This window comes from Xanthomonas sp. BRIP62415, from assembly GCF_003993515.1.
Classification (GTDB): Bacteria; Pseudomonadota; Gammaproteobacteria; order Xanthomonadales; family Xanthomonadaceae; genus Xanthomonas; species Xanthomonas euroxanthea.
Genome location: NZ_QEZH01000023.1, coordinates 642,388 through 660,285, shown reverse-complemented (window position 1 = coordinate 660,285; position 17,898 = coordinate 642,388). Strand labels below are relative to the sequence as shown.

24 protein-coding genes are annotated in these 17,898 nt (G+C 67.3%); 9 read left to right on the top strand and 15 right to left on the bottom strand.

Features of this window, described 5'->3' with window-relative positions; translation table 11 throughout:
* Positions 1 to 129: 129 nt before the first annotated feature.
* The 14 genes from EO141_RS10670 to EO141_RS10605 all read right to left on the bottom strand — a co-directional run bounded on the left by EO141_RS10670 (position 130) and on the right by EO141_RS10605 (position 9,224).
* Positions 130 to 750, bottom strand: a complete 621-nt coding sequence (locus EO141_RS10670; protein WP_127169153.1) for a hypothetical protein — start codon at positions 748 to 750, stop codon at positions 130 to 132.
* The gene (locus EO141_RS10665; RefSeq protein WP_127169152.1) at positions 747 to 1,817 is read right to left on the bottom strand and encodes a hypothetical protein; all 1,071 of its coding nucleotides are present in this window, start codon (positions 1,815 to 1,817) and stop codon (positions 747 to 749) included. The genes EO141_RS10670 and EO141_RS10665 overlap by 4 nt, the downstream gene beginning before the upstream one ends.
* 19 nt (positions 1,818 to 1,836) lie before the next feature.
* The gene (locus EO141_RS10660; protein WP_011051981.1) at positions 1,837 to 2,184 is read right to left on the bottom strand and encodes a hypothetical protein; all 348 of its coding nucleotides are present in this window, start codon (positions 2,182 to 2,184) and stop codon (positions 1,837 to 1,839) included.
* Positions 2,185 to 2,263: 79 nt separating this feature from the next.
* Positions 2,264 to 2,926, bottom strand: a complete 663-nt coding sequence (locus EO141_RS10655; RefSeq protein ID WP_115677673.1) for a RebB family R body protein — start codon at positions 2,924 to 2,926, stop codon at positions 2,264 to 2,266.
* Entirely contained in the window at positions 2,923 to 3,168 is a 246-nt protein-coding gene (locus EO141_RS10650; protein WP_104583019.1) for a RebB family R body protein, read from the bottom strand. Before EO141_RS10650 ends, EO141_RS10655 begins: the two co-directional genes overlap by 4 nt.
* Positions 3,169 to 3,191: 23 nt before the next feature.
* Positions 3,192 to 3,527, bottom strand: a complete 336-nt coding sequence (locus EO141_RS10645) for a hypothetical protein (protein WP_127169151.1) — start codon at positions 3,525 to 3,527, stop codon at positions 3,192 to 3,194.
* 106 nt (positions 3,528 to 3,633) lie between these two features.
* Positions 3,634 to 3,912 carry a RebB family R body protein gene (locus EO141_RS10640; RefSeq protein WP_011051978.1) on the bottom strand — a complete coding sequence of 93 codons (279 nt, stop codon included), beginning with the start codon at positions 3,910 to 3,912 and terminating at the stop codon, positions 3,634 to 3,636.
* Between the two features lie 52 nt (positions 3,913 to 3,964).
* The gene (locus EO141_RS10635; protein ID WP_011051977.1) at positions 3,965 to 4,231 is read right to left on the bottom strand and encodes a RebB family R body protein; all 267 of its coding nucleotides are present in this window, start codon (positions 4,229 to 4,231) and stop codon (positions 3,965 to 3,967) included.
* A gap of 30 nt (positions 4,232 to 4,261) precedes the next feature.
* The gene (locus tag EO141_RS10630; protein WP_011051976.1) at positions 4,262 to 4,531 is read right to left on the bottom strand and encodes a RebB family R body protein; all 270 of its coding nucleotides are present in this window, start codon (positions 4,529 to 4,531) and stop codon (positions 4,262 to 4,264) included.
* Positions 4,532 to 4,553: 22 nt separating this feature from the next.
* Positions 4,554 to 4,847, bottom strand: coding sequence for a RebB family R body protein (locus EO141_RS10625; protein ID WP_011051975.1), 294 nt, complete (start codon positions 4,845 to 4,847; stop codon positions 4,554 to 4,556).
* A 796-nt stretch (positions 4,848 to 5,643) separates the two neighbouring features.
* Positions 5,644 to 6,708, bottom strand: a complete 1,065-nt coding sequence (hemE, locus tag EO141_RS10620) for a uroporphyrinogen decarboxylase (RefSeq protein WP_127169150.1) — start codon at positions 6,706 to 6,708, stop codon at positions 5,644 to 5,646.
* A 14-nt stretch (positions 6,709 to 6,722) separates the two neighbouring features.
* A complete protein-coding gene (locus EO141_RS10615) occupies positions 6,723 to 6,974 on the bottom strand; it encodes a WGR domain-containing protein (RefSeq protein ID WP_104533988.1) in 252 nt (83 codons plus the stop codon).
* Between the two features lie 598 nt (positions 6,975 to 7,572).
* Positions 7,573 to 8,685 carry a 3-dehydroquinate synthase gene (gene aroB, locus EO141_RS10610; protein WP_127169149.1) on the bottom strand — a complete coding sequence of 371 codons (1,113 nt, stop codon included), beginning with the start codon at positions 8,683 to 8,685 and terminating at the stop codon, positions 7,573 to 7,575.
* Positions 8,682 to 9,224, bottom strand: a complete 543-nt coding sequence (locus EO141_RS10605; RefSeq protein ID WP_047129095.1) for a shikimate kinase — start codon at positions 9,222 to 9,224, stop codon at positions 8,682 to 8,684. The genes aroB and EO141_RS10605 overlap by 4 nt, the downstream gene beginning before the upstream one ends.
* Positions 9,225 to 9,566: 342 nt before the next feature.
* On the opposite strand from EO141_RS10605, the gene pdxH reads away from it, so the two are divergent.
* The 9 genes from pdxH (at position 9,567) to EO141_RS10560 (ending at position 15,952) form a co-directional block, all read left to right on the top strand.
* Positions 9,567 to 10,166 (top strand): pyridoxamine 5'-phosphate oxidase, encoded by a 600-nt coding sequence (pdxH, locus tag EO141_RS10600; RefSeq protein WP_104583021.1) that lies wholly within the window; start codon positions 9,567 to 9,569, stop codon positions 10,164 to 10,166.
* A complete protein-coding gene (gene aac(6'), locus EO141_RS10595; protein ID WP_127169148.1) occupies positions 10,163 to 10,633 on the top strand; it encodes an aminoglycoside 6'-N-acetyltransferase in 471 nt (156 codons plus the stop codon). The genes pdxH and aac(6') overlap by 4 nt, the downstream gene beginning before the upstream one ends.
* Positions 10,634 to 10,773: 140 nt before the next feature.
* Entirely contained in the window at positions 10,774 to 11,190 is a 417-nt protein-coding gene (locus tag EO141_RS10590) for a YjfI family protein (RefSeq protein WP_005995044.1), read from the top strand.
* A 12-nt stretch (positions 11,191 to 11,202) separates the two neighbouring features.
* Complete coding sequence (locus EO141_RS10585) at positions 11,203 to 11,973, top strand: PspA/IM30 family protein (protein ID WP_104583023.1); 771 nt, start codon at positions 11,203 to 11,205, stop codon at positions 11,971 to 11,973.
* Between the two features lie 25 nt (positions 11,974 to 11,998).
* Positions 11,999 to 13,081 carry an ion channel gene (locus EO141_RS10580; protein ID WP_127169147.1) on the top strand — a complete coding sequence of 361 codons (1,083 nt, stop codon included), beginning with the start codon at positions 11,999 to 12,001 and terminating at the stop codon, positions 13,079 to 13,081.
* A complete protein-coding gene (locus EO141_RS10575) occupies positions 13,078 to 13,755 on the top strand; it encodes a YjfK family protein (RefSeq protein WP_164739157.1) in 678 nt (225 codons plus the stop codon). The genes EO141_RS10580 and EO141_RS10575 overlap by 4 nt, the downstream gene beginning before the upstream one ends.
* Before the next feature lie 37 nt (positions 13,756 to 13,792).
* Positions 13,793 to 14,197: a DUF350 domain-containing protein gene (locus EO141_RS10570; protein ID WP_047126964.1), complete on the top strand. Its 405-nt coding sequence runs from the start codon at positions 13,793 to 13,795 to the stop codon at positions 14,195 to 14,197.
* 11 nt (positions 14,198 to 14,208) lie between these two features.
* Positions 14,209 to 14,784 (top strand): DUF1190 domain-containing protein, encoded by a 576-nt coding sequence (locus tag EO141_RS10565; RefSeq protein WP_104583026.1) that lies wholly within the window; start codon positions 14,209 to 14,211, stop codon positions 14,782 to 14,784.
* A gap of 1 nt (position 14,785) precedes the next feature.
* On the top strand, positions 14,786 to 15,952 hold the full coding sequence (locus EO141_RS10560; RefSeq protein ID WP_127169146.1) for a glutathionylspermidine synthase family protein: 1,167 nt from the start codon (positions 14,786 to 14,788) through the stop codon (positions 15,950 to 15,952).
* A 558-nt stretch (positions 15,953 to 16,510) separates the two neighbouring features.
* On the opposite strand, the gene EO141_RS10550 is transcribed toward EO141_RS10560, so the two are convergent.
* Positions 16,511 to 17,881, bottom strand: coding sequence for an MFS transporter (locus tag EO141_RS10550; protein ID WP_127169145.1), 1,371 nt, complete (start codon positions 17,879 to 17,881; stop codon positions 16,511 to 16,513).
* Positions 17,882 to 17,898 lie beyond the last annotated feature (17 nt).

Genomic DNA, 17,898 nt, shown 5'->3' with positions numbered 1-17,898 from the left:
TGGCCGCGGCAAGTGGGGCTGCGCTGCTGGATCAACGTGGCGGCGGGGAGCCGGCAGACCGGCGCCAATGGGACCGGACGGGTTCATCGCGAGACCGGCTTCATCGCAACGCCGAAACGCATCGCTCCGTCAGCTGGCTATTCCGTCGTCGGCGTTCGGAGTGGCCGGCGACGTCGCCGCCATTGCCTGCTCGGTCTGCTGCTGCGCGGCGGCCACCGCCGCAGTGGCGGCCTGTTCGGCCTGCTGCAGTGCCTGGTTTGCGCTATCGATCGCCTGGTCATTGCCAGCTGCGGCGGTCGCGGCGGTTGCGGCCTGCATCGCCGCCTGCACTGCCCTATCGCTGGCCGCCATCGCCTGATCGATCTGGGCTTGCGCCGCTTTCAGCGCCGCTTCGATCTGCGAGGATCCTGACGATTGCGCAGTGGAGGCTGGTGTCTGGTTTGGGGGCGTGGGCTGGATATCGTCGGACATGCTGGTATCTCCTGAAGTGGACGCGGAATGGAGCGGGGTGACGGCATCGGCACGCGATGGCCGCATCGGCGCGGCGAGTGGCGCGGTTTCGGTTGGACGCTGCGCTGCAAGCGCGCGCAGCCTCTCGCCCAGTGCGTGTTCGGCCTGCGCCATGCCCTGGCGTGCGGCCGCCAGGGCAGCGGCGCGACCTGCATGCACCGCTTCACGCGCCGCGTCGGCGGCGCTGGCCGCAGGCGGGGCCTGGTCGCCGGCCGCAGCAGGCGGGGGCGGTGCGCTCACTGCGTGGCCTCCGCATCCGTGTCTTGCGAGGTGGTGGGTGATGCAGGTGCGGCACCGAAGTCGCGGAGCGAGATGATGCCGCCGTTGACCTGCAGCAGTGCAGCCAGGGCGTCGTTCTGCATGGTGAACACGCAGCTGCTGCCATCCTGGCCCAGCACGCCACGGCTGGGCCGGTTGGCCGCCAGAAATGCCTGCGCAGACTGCAAATAGAGGCGGATCGCATCGCTGGCCGCCTGGTCGCCGCCGTCGCCTCGGTAGCGGGTGTGCTGGACGATCTGCTGGGCCGCCAGCGATAGCCGCGCGAAGCCGATCTGGCGACCGCGTGCCAGCCATTCGGCAACGCTGCGTTCGACCTCGTTGGGCGAGGGCAGTCCCTGGACCTGCGGGCAATCCAGGGTGGTGAACAGCTGCGGCAGCAGCGTCTGCAGCGCCGAGGCCGCCGCATGCGCACGTTCGTCCTCAGCGGCGATGGTGGCGGTGCAGGCCAGGTAGAAGCGGTAGTAGTCGCAGAATTCCAGCGGCGTGCGCGCCTGCTCGATGGCAAATGCCGCCGCTTCCTGCTGCAGTGCCGGCGTCACGTTGTCCGGCGGCGCGTCGGCGGCCAGCTGGCGGAGTGCCAGGCTTTCTTCCATGTCCAACGACTGGAACACGCCGGCGCCATCGACCTTCAACTGTGTCAGCAGGCTGCGGCCTGCGGCCAGGTCGCTTGCGGTGTACAGGGCGTTGTCGCGGAAGATACGCTGCAGCTGCGCCTTGACCACCGAGCCAGTGTCTCCGGCTTCGGCCTGCGCCAGCGTGCCCAGGTCGGTCGAGCTCAAGGTCATCAGCTTGACCGGGCTGACCCTCAGCTCAAGCTGCGGCAGCAACGCCAGACGCGAGCCGTGCAAGCCTTGCTGCACCTCGTCGAGCAAGCTGCTCTCGTCGGGAAAGTCGTAGCGCACACCGGGCGCCTGGATCGCCCATGCCAGCCACTGGGTGCCTCCATCGATGAAGGCCAGGCACTGCCTGCCCAGCGTCGAGAGCATCGTCGGCATCGAGATGAGGCGGCCTGCGATCGAAACGGACATTGCATGACTCCTTGTGAGTTTAACCAGCGGGGAAATTCTTCAGCACCAGGCCGGCCGCCGAACCGATCCTGGCGAAGTCGTCGGTGGCGCCCTGCATCAGCGCCTGCGCCTGGTTGAGTGCAGTGACGTACTTGTCATCGCCGGTGGCCAGGTACTGCGCCATCGCCACGCCAACGGCCGTGGTGGCGATCGTGGAGACGTTGCGTAGCGCGTCGGTGGCGTCCTGCACCGCAATGGCGGTGGACTGCGCCACCGATTGGTAGGCTTTGCCGGCTCCGCTGGTCAGCACGACCTGCGGGCTCATGGTCGCCAGTTGCACCTGGTTGATGACATCGATGACCTGCGCATTGACCTTTGTCGGTTCCATCTTGGTTCCCATGGAATGATCGGCCGCCTTTCAATGAGGCCTGGTGGTAGGGGGAGCTGACCTCATCTCTGCAGACGCCCTATGACTGAGCAGGCGGCGCAGGTGCAGGTGCAGAGCTAGATGCAGATGCAGGTGCAACAGGAGCAGCAGGTGCAGATGCAGCAGCGACAGGGGGGGTGCCTGTAGCTGCAGCTGCGGGTGAAGTTGCGGCTGCAGCAGCAGGAGCATCAGAAGTGGCAGCATGATCGAGGCCGGCACCGGAAGCGGGGGGAGTGGCGGGCAGGGGCGGCGGTACGCTCAGCGCATGCACTTCCATGAGGTCGGCGGTTGCGGTCGCGGCATCTGCCGAGGCGCCTTGTGCTTGCGTCTTCAGCACATCGACGGCCACCTTGGCTTCGGCCGCGGCGGCGGCGATGAGCGCTGCAGGCGGGGGCGGTACGGGGGGAGGACCTGGCAATGGCGCGACCGTCGGTGGTGGTCCGGGTGGTGCAGGCGGTGGTGGCGGCGGAACCGGGAACGGTGCCGAGATCATCTTGGCGCAGGCGGCGGTGATCGCTGCTGCATTGATCATGCCGGCGCCTTGCTGCCGATTGACGGCGTTGTGCATTGCCATGCCCAGCGTCTCCAGCATCACGGCATCGAGCATGCCGAGCGCCTGTGCCGGTGCCTGACCGGTGGTCAGCGTCACGATGCTGCTCACCGCATCGACGATCTGGCTGTTCACGCTACTGTCGTCGATCATGACGAAGTCGCTCCCTTCTGGATGATTAAGGCAAGGATTTGAGTAAGGGCTGCATCGGCGAGCACCTGTCCGCGCTGCTGGTTGGCGACCGCGTTTTCCATTGCGAGCGCGATGGAATCCGACAGCGCCAGATAGGTCGCCCCCATCGCGAAGGCCGGCGCCTGGCCGATCGCCATCGCTGCACCTGTAGCGGCGGTACCGATCAGGCTGGCGACGTTTGCGGCCTGCGCGCTTGGCTCCATGACGGGGCACTGGCATCAGTGTCCTAGGCCAACGACGGCCTGCGCTGTTCAACGCCAGCCGACGCCGAGAACAGCACGGTGTTCTGTGGTTTGTGTCTGCACGCGTACTGCAAGGCCACGCCATCGGGCACGCGTTCCAGGAATGCAAAATTGCCCTGCGGCACGTCGATCATGTTGCCCAGCTTCTGGCGATAGACCAACGGCTGCGCTCCGGGAATCACAGGCAGGATGCCGTCGAACTCGACGTTGATCACTGCCTTTTGATGCGGCGCGAATGTCGCCACGATGGTGCGGCCCCGGATCAGTCTGACGGCGACATCCAGGGTGTTGGACGTAGGGATATGACGTAGTTGCAGCATGAGGCGTCCTTTCTCGATTCGGCCAGCGAACTGCGTGGTGGTTGCAAAGGCTTCGCGTATCGAACCAGGCGCCGCTCGTGCGGCAGCAGCGACGCCTGGTGGCCGATTAAGTCAACCCGGCGCTGAGGATTTCCCGGGTGGCGACACCATCGGACGCGGTATCGATCGAATACAGCGTGGACACGCCCTGAGTCGTCGACGCCTGCATCGTCACGTAGGACTGCTGCTGATTGTTGGTGGCGTTGTGGGCGGCGTTGGACAGCGCCTGGCTGGTGGCAACGAACAGGTTGCCCATTGCAATCGCCGGCGCATCGCCGAGGACCTTGGTGTTGACCTGGGAAACGGAATCGGTGATCTGGCTGTTGACGGCGGTCGGAAAGGCCATGGTGATAGCTCCTTGAGGTAGTGAATGAACGAAGACGCTGCGGCGTTAGCGGTTAGCCGAACATCTTCTTGGTGGCGGCACCCGTGGCGCCGGTATCGAGCGAATACAGCAGCGAAACGCCCATGGTGGTTGCTGCCTGTGCGGTGACATACATCTGTTGTTGCGCGAGTGTTGCGTTGTGTGCCGCGTTCGCCAGCGCCTGCGCGGTGGCCTGGTACAGATTGCCCATGGCTGCGGCAGGGGAGCTTCCCAGTACCTGCAGGTTGGCCTGGGTGACCGAGTCGGTGATCTGGTCGTTGACGGCGGTGGGAAATGCCATTGGCGAATGTCCTTGGCGTTAGCCGGGCCGTCAGACGCCCAGGATCTGCTTGGTGACCACGCCGGTACTGGCGGTGTCGATCGAGTACAGGGTGGCCACGCCCATGGTGGTGGCCGATTGCGCAGTGACGTAGCTCTGCTGCTGCGCGTTGGTCGCGTTGTGGGCGGCATTGGCCAGCGCCTGCGCGGTGGCCTGATACAGGTTGCCCATGGCGATGGCGGGAGCGTCGCCCAGCACCTTGGTATTGACCTGGGTAACGGAATCGGTGATCTGGTTATTGACGGCGGTCGGAAATGCCATTTTCTTCTCCTAAAGATGTGAGTTAGCGCGACACGAGTCCGGGCACGCCGGTGCTTAGAATCTGCTTGGTGGCTACGCCGGTGGTGGCGGTGTCGATGGAGTAGAGCGTGGCCACGCCCATGGTGGTGGCCGACTGTGCGGTGACGTAGCTCTGCTGCTGTGCGTTGGTCGCGTTGTGGGCGGCATTGGCCAGCGCCTGCGCGGTGGCCTGGTACAGATTGCCCATGGCGATGGCCGGGGCGTCGCCCAGTACCTTGGTGTTGGCTTGGGTGACGGAGTCGGTGATCTGGTCGTTGACGGCGGTTGGAAATGCCATGCTTTTCTCCCTGTTTCTCGAATGAGTGGAGCGCTTGAGCGAATGTGACGATGTCGAGGTTCGGCAGGCGGCCTGCCTGTCCGGAGATGTGTTGCAGTGGCACCGCATCACCGTGGAGAAACAGTAAATCTCCTTGGTCCGGGAAAATTGGTTTAAACGACGGCAATGCCGGGCTTATCGACGTGAAACCCGATCCGCTTTAGAGCGGTATGCGATGTAAAGACGCGTTTTGGAACGGCGTGCGGGGAATGTCGTGGTGAATCGCAAAGGCAGTTACAGAAGGACCATGCAGAACAGGCGAGCACAGGCTGCTCCTGACGCAAAGGCAGCAAAGCTCGCGTCCGCTTGGCGACTCTCTGCGGCAAGTTAATGGGCAGCCGGTACGCTGTCGGTGCCTTGCGAAACCGGAGCCCACGCGCGTGGATGATTGACCGCGTTGCGGTTGAGCTCGGCGCGCATCACGTCGCAGTGACGTCGGCAGGGCGCTCACTGCCGCACATCACTGGAGTGGCGAGATCACGTTCAACGGAACGAGGCGGGAGGGCCGTGTTTGGAGTGGATGCAGGCTTGATGCGGGTGACGGCATGGAGGCTGGCCTTGCTATCGCTGAAGACTGCCTTCGTCACTATGCCGCGTGCCTGGGGCGGCCTGGCAGCATCCCATAAGTATCGGCGGTGCTGCCGATCTATTGCTGATGCAGCCACCGCCCGTCATCACGCTCAGCGTGCACTCCCCGGGCGCGCGCGCTGAGCGGCGGTCGACAGCACACCGGTGCGCTGTCGACCCGTGCCTTGGATTACCGCTTGCTCAGCGTCTGCACCGCGTCCACCAGCACGCCCACGTGCTCCGGATTCATATCCGGCGACATGCCGTGGCCGAGGTTGAAGACATGGCCTTCGCGCGAGCCGCCATTGCCCTGGGCGTAGCTGTCCAGGGTCTTGCCGACTTCGGCGCGGATCGCCTCGGGCGAGCCGTACAGGGTGGCCGGGTCCAGGTTGCCCTGCAGCGCGACGCGGCCACCGGCGCGCTGGGCGGCGTCGGCCAGCGCGATGGTCCAGTCCACGCCTACCGCTTCGGCGCCGCTGGCCGCCAGCTCGCTGACGTAGGCACCGTTGCCCTTGCCGAACAACACCAGCGGGGTGCGCTCGGCACCGTCGCCGCGTTCCAGCTCGCGCGCGATGCGGGTGAGGTAGGGCAGCGAAAACTCGCGGTACATCGCCGGCGACAGCACGCCGCCCCAGGTGTCGAATACCTGCAGTGCCTGCGCGCCGGCCGCGCGTTGCGCCGACAGGTAGGCGATCACCGCATCGGTGACGGTGCCGAGCAGGTGATGCAGCACCTCCGGCGCATTGAAGGCCATGGCCTTGATGCGCGCGTATTCCTTGCTGCCGCCGCCTTCGATCATGTAGCAGGCCAGCGTCCACGGGCTGCCGGAGAAGCCGATCAGCGGCACCGCGCCATCGAGCTCACTGCGGATCAGGCGCACCGCATCCATCACGTAACGCAGCTCGGTTTCCATGTCCGGTACGCCCAGCCGATGGATCGCGGCCGCATCGCGCACCGGGTGGCGGAACTTGGGGCCTTCGCCTTCGACGAAGTACAGCTCCAGGCCCATCGCATCGGGAATGGTCAGGATGTCGGAGAACAGGATCGCCGCGTCCAGCGGGAAGCGTTGCAGCGGTTGCAGCGTCACTTCGCAGGCGATCTCGGGGTTCTTGGCCATGCCCAGGAAACTGCCGGCGCGCGCGCGGGTGGCGCGGTATTCCGGCAGGTAGCGGCCGGCCTGGCGCATCAGCCAAACGGGGGTGCGGTCCACGGGCTGGCGGTTGAGGGCGCGCAGCAGGCGATCGTTCTTGAGCATGGGGAGAGATGTCCTCAAAGCGGCGCGTCGGCGCCGCCGGTGATGAGTTGGAAGCCGCGTTTGAGGTGGGTGTCGCGCGCCTTGTCGAAGGCCCGGTCCGCTTCGTCCTGCAGCAGGTATTGGTCGCGTCGCAACTGCGAGCGTCCACCGATCTCGCCGCTCTCGCGCAGCAGCTCCCAGCCGCCGAACAGATCCGGTTGCAGGGTCAGCTGGACGTAGCGAAGCGGCGCGTTGCCGCCAGGATCGTGTTGCAAGTGGATGCGCATGGCGCCGATTGTAGCCGGGCGGTGCTGAAGGCTGGGAGGCAGTGGGCGCGCCGGGTTGCTCCGGGTGCGAAGGTCCAGTGGGCAGCGGTGGCAATCGGCGCGGTGGATGTCCGCCGGCCGGCGCGTCGAGTGGCGGCTCTCCGCCGCGCTGGGGAAAGGCGGGCGGCGCGGTGGCGGATGGGCGCTCTGCTTGGTCCGTGCAGGCGATCGGCAGGCAGGCATTGCGTAGGAGCGCCCCTGGGCGCGATGGGGATTTATCGGGAAGGCCCTGTCGCGCCCGGGGGCGCTCCTACGAAGAGCTAAGGATCGTGCGACCGACGGCAGCTGGGTGCGGCTGTCCAGCATTCCGTGTCTGGCCGGCCGGCCTCACCCGCCGGCAGGGGCCGCGCGTGCCACCAGGCTCCTGCGTGGGCGACGTTCCGCCTCATCTGCGCAGGTGATCGGCGGGCAGGTATTGCGTAGGAGCGCACCTGGGCGCGATGGGGATTTATCGGGAAGGCCCCATCGCGCCCGGGGGCGCTCCTACGAAGAGCTGAGGGTCGGGCGGTCGACGGCAGCGGGGTGCGGCCATCCAGCGTTGAGTGCGTGCCGGCCGGCCTCAGCCCGCGAGGATCTCCAGCACTGCTGCCTCGTCGACGTCGGGCACCACCTCGGCCTTGCCGATGCCGCGCCACAACACCAGCCGCAGGCGGCCGGCGATGTTCTTCTTGTCCAGCCGCATGCGCCCCAGCAGGGCCTGTGGCGACAGGCCGGCCGGAATGTCGGTGGGCAGGTCGAAGTCGCGCAGCAGGGCGCGCAGCGCCTCGGTGTCCTGTGCATCGCTCATGCCCAGCGCAGCCGACAGCCGCGCGGCCAGCACCATGCCCACCGCGACCGCTTCGCCATGGTTGAGGTTGTCGTTGCCGGGCGCGCCGTAGCCTTGTTCGGTCTCGATCGCATGGCCGAAGGTGTGGCCCAGGTTGAGCAGGGCACGCTCGCCCTTTTCCAGCGGATCGCGCGCCACGATGTCGGCCTTGTGCTCGCAACTGCGTGCGATCGCCTGTGCGAGGGCGTCGGCATCGCCCTCCAGCAACGCCCGGCGTTCGGCATGCAGCCACTGGAAGAACAGCGGGTCGCGGATGGCGCCGTACTTGATCACCTCGGCCAGCCCGGCGCGCAGCTCGCGCGCGGGCAGGGTGTGCAAGGTGTCGGTATCGGCGATCACCGCGCGCGGCGGATGGAACGCGCCGACCAGGTTCTTGCCCTGCGGGATGTCCACCGCGGTCTTGCCGCCGACCGAGGAATCCACCATTGCCAGCAGGCTGGTGGGCAGTTGCACGCAGTCCACCCCGCGCATCCAGCAGGCGGCCGCGAACCCGGCCAGGTCGCCGACCACGCCGCCGCCGAGCGCGAACACGCAGGCGTCGCGGGTGGCGCCCAGTTCGGCCAACGCCGCAATCGCGGCACCGAAATTGTCCAGTGTCTTGGAGGCTTCGCCGGCGGCGATCACCAGCTCGCCCAGCTGCAGGTCCGGGCGCGCCTGCAACAGGGCCTCGCGCACCCCGGCGGCGTAATGCGGGGCCACCTGCGAGTCGCTGAGCAGCAGCACGTGGCGGCCGCGCACATGGCTGGCCAGGCGTGCGCCGTCGGCCAGCAGGCCGGGCGCGATGGTGATGGTGTACGGCTGCGCGCCGTCGACATCGACGCTGCGCGAAGAACGGGGGAGTGTCATGCGGGGGTACTCGACATGCGCCATTGCGCGGCCAGGCGCAGCACCAGCTGCGCGGTGGCCTCGGCGGGGGAGAAGTGATCGGTTTCCAGGCTGAGGTCGGCGACCTCCTGGTACAGCGGGGTGCGCTGCGCGGCCATCGCGTGCAGCACCTGCTCGCGGTCGGCGCGTTGCAACAGCGGCCGGTTGCGGTCGCGTGCCAGCCGGGTGAGCTGTGCCGGCACGCTGACATGCAGGTACACCACGAACCCACGCGCGCGGATGCGCTGGCGGTTGAGCGGGTCCAGTACCGCGCCACCGCCGGTGGAAATGAGCTTGTTGTCCTGCTCCAGCAGCGTCTGCAGGGTCTGGACCTCGTGCTGCCGGAATCGCGCTTCGCCGTGCTGTTCGAAAATGGCCGGGATGCTGCTGCCGACCTGCTCGACGATGGCCTGATCCACATCGACGAACTCCAGCCCGAAGCGCTCGGCCAGGCGGCGGCCGATGCAGCTTTTTCCGGCGCCCATCGGGCCGACCATCACGAGATTGGGAGCGGGGTTCATGCGCAGGGATCGTAGCATTCAGGCCCGTGCATCGGGCTGGTCGGCATGGACTGAAACCATTTCCGCGGGCGCGCGTCGGCTGCGCGCCGCAGCTTCGACACCCCGCTGGGGGGAGATCGACCGCAGCCATGGCTGGCGATTGATCGGCGGCGCGCACCGCGTGGCGAGCGCCTGGCGGCAGGCGTCTGTGGTGCGAAGACGCCGGGAAACACGCGCCCGACGTGCCTTGCCGGCGTCAGCCGCAGCCCTGGCGGCGGGCACGCCGCTGTCGGCCGCCGCACATAGGCGAAGCAGGCGCGATGCGCCCACAATAGGCGCCAATCTTGCTGCCCTCGCACCGTCATGACCGATCTGTATGCAGAAGCCCTTGCCACCTTTACCGCGCTGTACGCCGAGGCGCACGCCGGCGCCGAGCTCGAAGCCAGCGCAATGACCGTGGCCACCGCCAGCGTCGACGGCCGGCCGAGCGCACGCACCGTCTTGCTCAAGGCCTTCGATGCGCGCGGGTTCGTGTTCTACACCCATCTGGACAGCGCCAAGGGCCGCGACCTGCAGACCCATCCGCAGGCCGCGCTGCTGTTCCTGTGGCGCAGCCTGCGCGAGGCCGGCATCCAGGTGCGCATCGAAGGCGGCGTGCAGCTGGTCGGTGCAGAGGAGGCCGATGCCTACTTCGCCTCGCGCCCGCGCATGAGCCAGATCGGTGCCTGGGCCTCGCTGCAGTCGCAGACGCTGGGCTCGCGCGAGGAGTTCGACGCGGCCATCGCCAAGGTGGAAGCCACCTTCGAAGGCCGCGAGGTGCCGCGTCCGGATGGCTGGGGCGGGTTCCGGGTGGTGCCGCAGGCGTTCGAGTTCTGGTATGGCGCCAGGTTCCGCCTGCACGAGCGCTGGCGGTACGAGGCCGATGCGGCCAGCCACTGGAGCAAGCGGATGCTGTATCCGTGAGTACGCCGGCCGGGTGGCGGGTGCGCGCGGCGGTGGGCGCCGATGCGCAGGCCTTGCTGGCCTTGCGCCAGGCCTTGTGGCCGGATGCCGAGGACAGCGTTGCCGACGATGGCGTCGCCGAACTGCAGGCCGCGCTGGCGCGTGCAGACGCCAGCCATCTGCTGGTGGTGGACGAGGCGGATGCGGCGCTCGGGTTTGCCGAGGTGTCGGTGCGCCACGACTACGTCAATGGCACCGAAAGCACGCCGGTGGGTTTTCTGGAAGGCTGGTATGTGGCTCCGGCCTGGCGCGGTCGCGGGCTCGGTCGCGCGCTGGTGGCGGCGGCAGTGGAGTGGACACGCGATCGGGGTTGCACGGAGCTGGCCTCCGATGCGCAGCTGGACGACGGCGGCGCCCAGGCGGCGCATGCGGCGTGCGGCTTCGAGCCAACTGAACGGGTGGTCTACTACCGCCTGCAGCTGGCCTGACCGGCTGACTTCCGGCCCTTTCTGCCGGTCGCGGACAGTCTGTAGTATGTCCGCCCATTGCACGCATGTTGCTGCATCACCGCAGCTCCATCACCGCAGTTGCTTCACCACCGCCGCATGACCAAAGGACAGGACATCGTATGACGCAGTACACCACTGTCGAATTGCACGGCCTGCTGGCCGAGCGCTACCGCGACCAGCCGATCGAGGTCGAGCTGATCGATGGGCTGGAACCGGCCATCAACCTCACCCTGGCCGACCATGGCGACATGCAGATCCAGGTCGCCGCCTCCGGCTCGCAGGTGTTCGTTTCCACATTGCTGGCCAACGCCGACCAGGTCAGCGACCGCGCGGCGTTCAACGACGCCTGCCTGCGGCTCAACCCGCTCAATCCCTTGTCCAACCTGGGCCTGGTGCAGGTTGACGGCAAGGATAGCTACGTGGTCTTCGGCGAACTGTCGGCGTCGTCCACGCTGGACCAGATCGACGAGGAAATCCAGACCCTGGCGGCCAATACGCTGGATGCCGCCGAATCTCTCAAGCCGTTCTTTTCCTAAAGGCGTGTTGTCATGAGTATCTTTTCAAAGCTGATCACGCTGCTGCGTGGCACTGCACACGAAACCGGCCAGAAGGCGGTCGACGCCAACGCGCTGCGCATCCTGGACCAGGAAATGCGCGATGCCGGCGCCCAGCTCACGCGTTCGCGCGAAGAGCTGACCAAGCTGATGGCCCAGAGCAAACTCGCCCAGCAGAAGATCGACGCGCGCGCCGGCAAGATGGCCGAATACACGCGCTATATCGAAGGTGCGCTGGCCAAGGGCGACGAATCGCTGGCCCATGATGTGGCGACCAAACTGGCCGCGCTGGAAAGCGAGGATGCCGGCGACAAGGCCTCCAAGACATCGCTGGACCAGTCGGTGGTGACGCTCAAGGCCACCATCCAGAAGACCGAGAACCAGCTGCGCGGCATGCGCCAGCAGATCGACACGGTCAAGGCCACCGACGCAGTGCAGAAGGCGCAGGCGGCGATTGCCGCGCGCCATTCCGGCGCCAGCAGCAAGATGGGCTCGGCACTGGAATCGCTGGAGCGGATCAAGGCGCGTCAGGCCGAAACCTCCGCACGCATCGAATCGGCCGAAGAGCTGGAAGCATCCAGCGGCGATGGCGATCTGAACCGGCGCCTGGCCGCGGCCGGCCTGATGGAGGGCGAATCCAACGCCGCCGCGGTGCTGGCACGCTTCAAGAAGCCGGCCCAGCTCGGCCACGACAGCGCCGGCGGCAGCGCGCCGCTGATCGGCCAGGTGCGCGACGTGCAGCAGGTTCCGCGCAGCGACAGCTGACCGGCCGCACGGCACAGGACGCGCCATGATCATCGTCGGAAAGCTGTTGCGGGTGGTGCGGCGCCACGTGCGCCGCGTCAGCTGGGGCATGGTGGCGCTGGCATTGCTGGCGCACATGGGGCTGAGCTGGGTATTGCTGCTGCTGGCCGGCGAGCAAAAGCTCGTTGGCCTGGACGCGTTTCCGTACTACTACATGACCACCGCCACCACCATCGGCTACGGCGACCTGTCGCCGGGTTCGGTGGCCGGGCGCTACATCGCCGCGTTCGTGTTGATGCCGGGCGCAGTGGCACTGTTTGCCACGGTGCTGGCCAAGACCAGCGGCGTGCTCATCACCTTCTGGAGGCGCCACCACATGGGCAAGATGGCTTACGCCGATCTGCGCGGGCACACCATCCTGATCGGCTGGCAGGGCGCCGCGTCCACGCGCTTGCTGGAGCTGCTGCTGTCCGACACCGCCACCGACGACGAAGGCGTGGTGCTGATCGCCGAGGGCGTGGCCGAGAACCCGATGCCTGACCACATGCGCTTCATCGCCGCCGAGTCGTACACGCACACCGAGGTCTACCTGCGTGCGGGTATCGCGGGTGCGGCGCGGGTGATCGTCAACCCGCCCTCGGACGACCAGACCCTGGCAGCGGTGTTCGCGCTGATGGCACATGCGCCGCGTGCGCACATCGTGGCGCACTTCGCCTCGGCCAGCGCGGCGCGGCTGGTTGGTTGCCACTATCCGGCGATCGAATGCACACGGCCGATGACTGCCGAGATCCTGGCGCGCGCTGCGCAGGACCCGGGCAGCGCGGCGATCACCGCCGAGCTGCTGTCGGTGGACGATGGTCCGACCCAGTTCGGCCTGGCGGTTCCTGCGGATGTCGATCCGCTGGAGTACCGCGTGCTGGCCGCCGATTTCGGCCAGCGTGGCGCCCTGCTGCTGGGCCTGCGCGCGCCCGACGGCGCGCTGCGCTTGAACCCGCCCGCACACACCGCCGTGCCGGCCGGTGCCATGCTGTATTACCTGGCCGAGCAGCGCGTGCCCGTGCATGCCATCGCATGGCAGGCCCTGCGCACTGCGGCCGTGTCCCGTTCCCCATCGCCACAAGGTGCATGACGATGAGTTTTTTCAGCAAGTTGTTCGGTCAACCACAACCGCCGCCGTTGCCCAGCTCCGGCACCGGCGCCATCGGTCACGCGCTGCCGCTGGGGCTGCGCGTGGGTGGGCAGCTGGAGATCGATACCACGTTGTACCGCATGGCACCGGAGGCCATGACCGCCGAGTTGCCGGGCGGGCATCAAGGCATTCCGTGCTACGGCCACGTCAATCTGGGCGATGGCTATTCCCTGCATCGGTTCTACCTGGACGATGACGCGTTCCTGCAGGTCACCACCGTGGGCGGCGATCTGGAGGCGATGAAGGCCTTCGTGTATTGCGAGACGGTCAATCCGCCCAGCAAGCAGGCGTTTCAGGAGTTCGTGATGCAGCATCCGCATCTGGGTGCGGCGCAGATCGACTACGCCGGCAAGCGCTGGCAACGCGCCACGCAGTCCACCGACGATGCCGCGCGGATTCCGCCGATCGCCTACGACGAGGTGCTGTACCGCTATCAGCCGCCGCGCCGCGATGGCGATCTGACCCATTACGCCATGCTCTACAGCCGCGATGTGCCGGAGTTGCAGCGTGAGGAATTCCTGCTGGTCACCGGCGAGGATTCCGGCCCCAATGAATTCTGCGTCACCTATGCGGTCGGCATCGATGTCACCGTTGCCGATCTGGATATCACCTGAGCGTGCGCGCTCGTCCTCCACTTACCCTGGTCCTGTCATGAACCCGATCAACCTGCAGAGTTTTCTCGCGTTTCTTTCCTACTTCGGCACCGGCCTGGGCGTGTTGATCGTGGCGGTGGTGCTGGTGACCCTGGTCACCCCGCACAAGGACTTCACCCTGCTGCGGCAGGGCAACGTGGCGGCGGCCACCGCCCTGGCCGGCAACCTGATCGGTGTGGCATTGCCGCTGCATTCGGCCATCACCCATTCGGTGAGCCTGGTCGATGCGCTGATCTGGGGCGCGGTCGCCTGCGGCATCCAGATCGTGGCGTACCTGCTGGCCAACCTGGTGGCCGGGCGCATCTCGCGGCAGATCACCGACAACGTCACCGCCGCCGGCATCTTCTCGGCCGGCGTGTCGATCGCGGTCGGGCTGATCAATGCCGCGGCGATCACGCCGTAACGGAGGCAGGCATGAAGCGATCACGCAACCTCAAGCTCACCTTGATGGCCGCATTGCCGGCCGCCCTCGTCACCGGCTGCGGTTCCGAACCGGAGACAGGGGTGGTACTGCAGTCGGCCTCCGACTGCTACCAGATCAAGCAGGAACAGACCGACATCCAGCAATGCCTCAAGGCCTATGACGAGGCGGTGGCCAAGCATCAGCAGGCCGCGCCGCGCTTCAGTACGCGCTACGAGTGCGACGAGCAGTTCGGCAGTTGCACGGCGGTGCAGACGGCGCAGGGCCAGCAGAGCTGGATCCCGCCGATGGGCGGGTTCCTGCTGGGTTACGCGTTGGGCAACATGACCGGTGGTGGCGGTTACCGCTATGGCGGCGCGATGCCGCTGTACCGCGATTACCGCAGCGGCGGGTACTACAAGCCCAATGGCGATCTGGCCAGCAACCGCGTCGGCACCGTGCGCGGGCGCAGCGGCGCCATCGACATGCCGTCGCGGGCGATCACCGTGTCGCGCTCGGGTTTCGGCTCCAGTGCGGCCGCGCGCAGTTCGTTCGGCAGCGGCGGGCGCAGCTCCGGGTACGGCGGCTGACATGCAACGGATCGCAATCGCCGAGCGCCCGGACTGGCGCGAACAGGCCGAATCGCTCGGTTTCCATTTCCACACCATCGACGGCGAGCGCTACTGGGACGAAAGCGCGTACTACGCGTTTACGCTGCAGCAGATCGAGGACGACATCGAAGCGCCCACGCAGGAACTGCACGACATGGCGATGCAGTTGGTGGACGAGGTGGTGGGCTCGGAACAGCTGATGACGCAGCTGGCGATTCCGCCGTTCTACTGGGACTGGGTCGCCACCTCGTGGAAGAACCGCGACCCGCATCTATACGGCCGCATGGACCTGGCCTATGCCGGCAACGGCCCGGCCAAGTTGTACGAGCTCAACTACGACACGCCGACCTCGCTGTACGAATCGGCGTATTTCCAGTGGCTGTGGCTGGAACAGCAGATTGCCGCCGGTGCGTTGCCCAAGGGCACCGATCAGTACAACCTGATCCAGGACCTGCTGTGCGAAACCCTGGGCGCGTTGGCGGCCGATGGCGCGCTTGGCGCGCAGATGCATTTTTCCGCGGTGCGCGACTCGCTGGAAGACCGCGCCACGGTGCGCTACCTGCGCGACTGCGCGCATCAGGTGGGCATCAGCACCGAGGAAGTGGCCATCGAGGACATCGGCCTGAGCGCCGATGGCTGGTTCACCGATGAGCAGGACCGGGTGATCCACACGCTGTTCAAGCTCTACCCGCTGGAATTCATGATGGAAGAACGCTTCGGCCCGGCATTGATTGCCAACCGTGTGCGCCTGATCGAGCCGGCATGGAAATCGGTGCTGAGCAACAAGGGCATCCTGCCGCTGTTGTGGGAGCGGCATCAGGGCCATCCCAATCTGCTGCCGGCGCGCTTTGCGCAAACCGGCCAGGCACCGACGGCAGGCTGGGTACGCAAGCCGCTGCTGTCGCGCGAGGGTGCCAATATTTCCCTCGTCAGCGCACAGGGCGAGGCGGCGCACACAGACGGCCCGTATGTGGACGGGCCGGCGATCCTGCAGGCGCACCATCCGTTGCCGGTATTCGATGGCCGGCACGCCCTGGTCGGCAGCTGGGTGGTGGCCGATCGTCCTGCCGGGCTGGGCATGCGCGACGACGATGGCCCGATCACCCGCGACACCTCGCGCTTCGTGCCGCACGTGATCGTGGACTGACGCAGCAAAGGGTGTGCGTCGCCACTGCGAGGTGGCGGTGCCGTGTGGCGCGATCGCCTTGCCTCGTGATGCGTGGGGTTGGTCTGGGGCGCAGCTGCGTTGGACGCCACGTGCGCGCTCTGTGGCGCAACTGCCGCTCCGCACTGCCTGACACACGCCGCGATGGCACGCAAGCCCCGCGCGGCCTGCCGGGCAGCGCAGGTTTTCCACACCCCCTGTGGATGGAAGTTGCACAAGGCTGTGGACAAGTGGGCGCAGGCCCCGGCCTGCAACGCTGTCAAGATGGGTGGTGAAAAAATGACCAGCCGTTCGCGGGCCGGGTGGTTCCCTCGCGATCGCAGCGATCCCGGTAGGATCGGCAAAGTCGCGTGCGCCCCGATCGCTGCGATGCGCTGGCCTGCAGTGCGCCCTGCCAACGCGCGGTGCTGAGCATGCGAATCGTGCAGGGCGCACGTGCGGTGCATGCAAGGCGCACGATACGCAGCGACCGACCGCGATGCGCCTGCGCTTGCGACCAGTGCGCGCCTGCGGCGACAGCTTGCGCACACCGCGCAGCCATCACACCCGCCGCGCCACGAAAAAGCCCGCCACGGCGAGCAGCCACGCCAGGGCGAACACGCTCAGGTACGCGGCCGAGGTCGCGGAGGCCAGCAGCGCGGCAAACAGCGCGCCGGCCAGCGCCAGCATGCCGGCCACCGCGATCGCCTCGCTCAACTGCAGCGCCGAACTGTTGGCGCCTTGCTGCGCCGGCGGTGACAGCGACAACGTCAACACCGACAGGCTCGGATACAGCAGGCCCATGCCCAGGCCGGTCAGCGCCCAGCCGGCAATCGCCACCGGCACCGGGATGACCGGCCACACCGCACCTGCGCTGATCACGATGCCCAGCGACATGAAGCACGCACCGGTCTTGAGCAGGCGTGGCCGCGACCAGCCGGCGCGGCTATGGCCCTGGTACCAGGAGCCACTGAACCAGCCCAGCGCACCGACGCTCAGCGTCACGCCGGCCAGCAGCGGCGACAGGCCACGTTCGCGCGACAGCAGCAACGGCAGGAACGCCTCGAACCCGAAGAAGGCCGCCGCTGCGATACCGCGCAGCGCGATCACGCTGGGCAGGCCACGCGCAAGCCGCAGCGTGCCGGTCGGCAACAGCCGCCAGGCGCAGCACACGCTGAGCAGCAGTGCCGGCAGCATCGCCAGCAACGCGACCGGGCCGTGCAGCTGCCCGCCCAGATACACGCCGAGCACACCCAGGGCCGCACCGATCGCCCAGCGCAACGCGGAATGCGATGCGTCGGTGGTGTCGCTCGACCAGCTGCGCCCGCGGATCGCCGGCCACAGCATCAACCCGGCCGGGATCGCCAGCAGCGGCACCGACAGGAACACCCAGCGCCAGCCCACGTGCTGCACGATCAACCCGCTGATGCCCGGCCCGATCAACGAGGGCACCACCCAGCCGGCCGAAAACGCGGCGAACACGCGCGGCCGCAAGGCGTCCGGATACAGGCGCCCGACGATCACGTACAGCGCCACCGAATACGCGCCGGCGCCCAGGCCCTGCAGCAGGCGCCCGGCAATCAGCACGGGCATGCTCGGTGCCAGCCCTGCCACCAGCAGGCCGATCACAAAACACAGCAGGCCGTAAGCCAGCGCGCCACCCGGGCCGCGACGGTCGCTCCAGCGCCCGGCAGCCGTCATGCCGACCACACTGGTCGCCAAGGTGCCGCCAAATGCCAGCGCGTACAGTGGCAAGCCGTTCAATGCGCGCGCAACGGTGGGCATGGCGGCGGCCACCGCCAGCGATTCGAAGGCGTTGAGCGACACCAGCGCCACCATGCCCAGCGTCGCCGCGCGATACGGAGCGGCCAGGATGGAGGTGGGGCGGGTGTCGCCAGGCGAGGCGGCGGATAGGGCGGTATCGGTAGTCATCGAACATCCAGGACGGC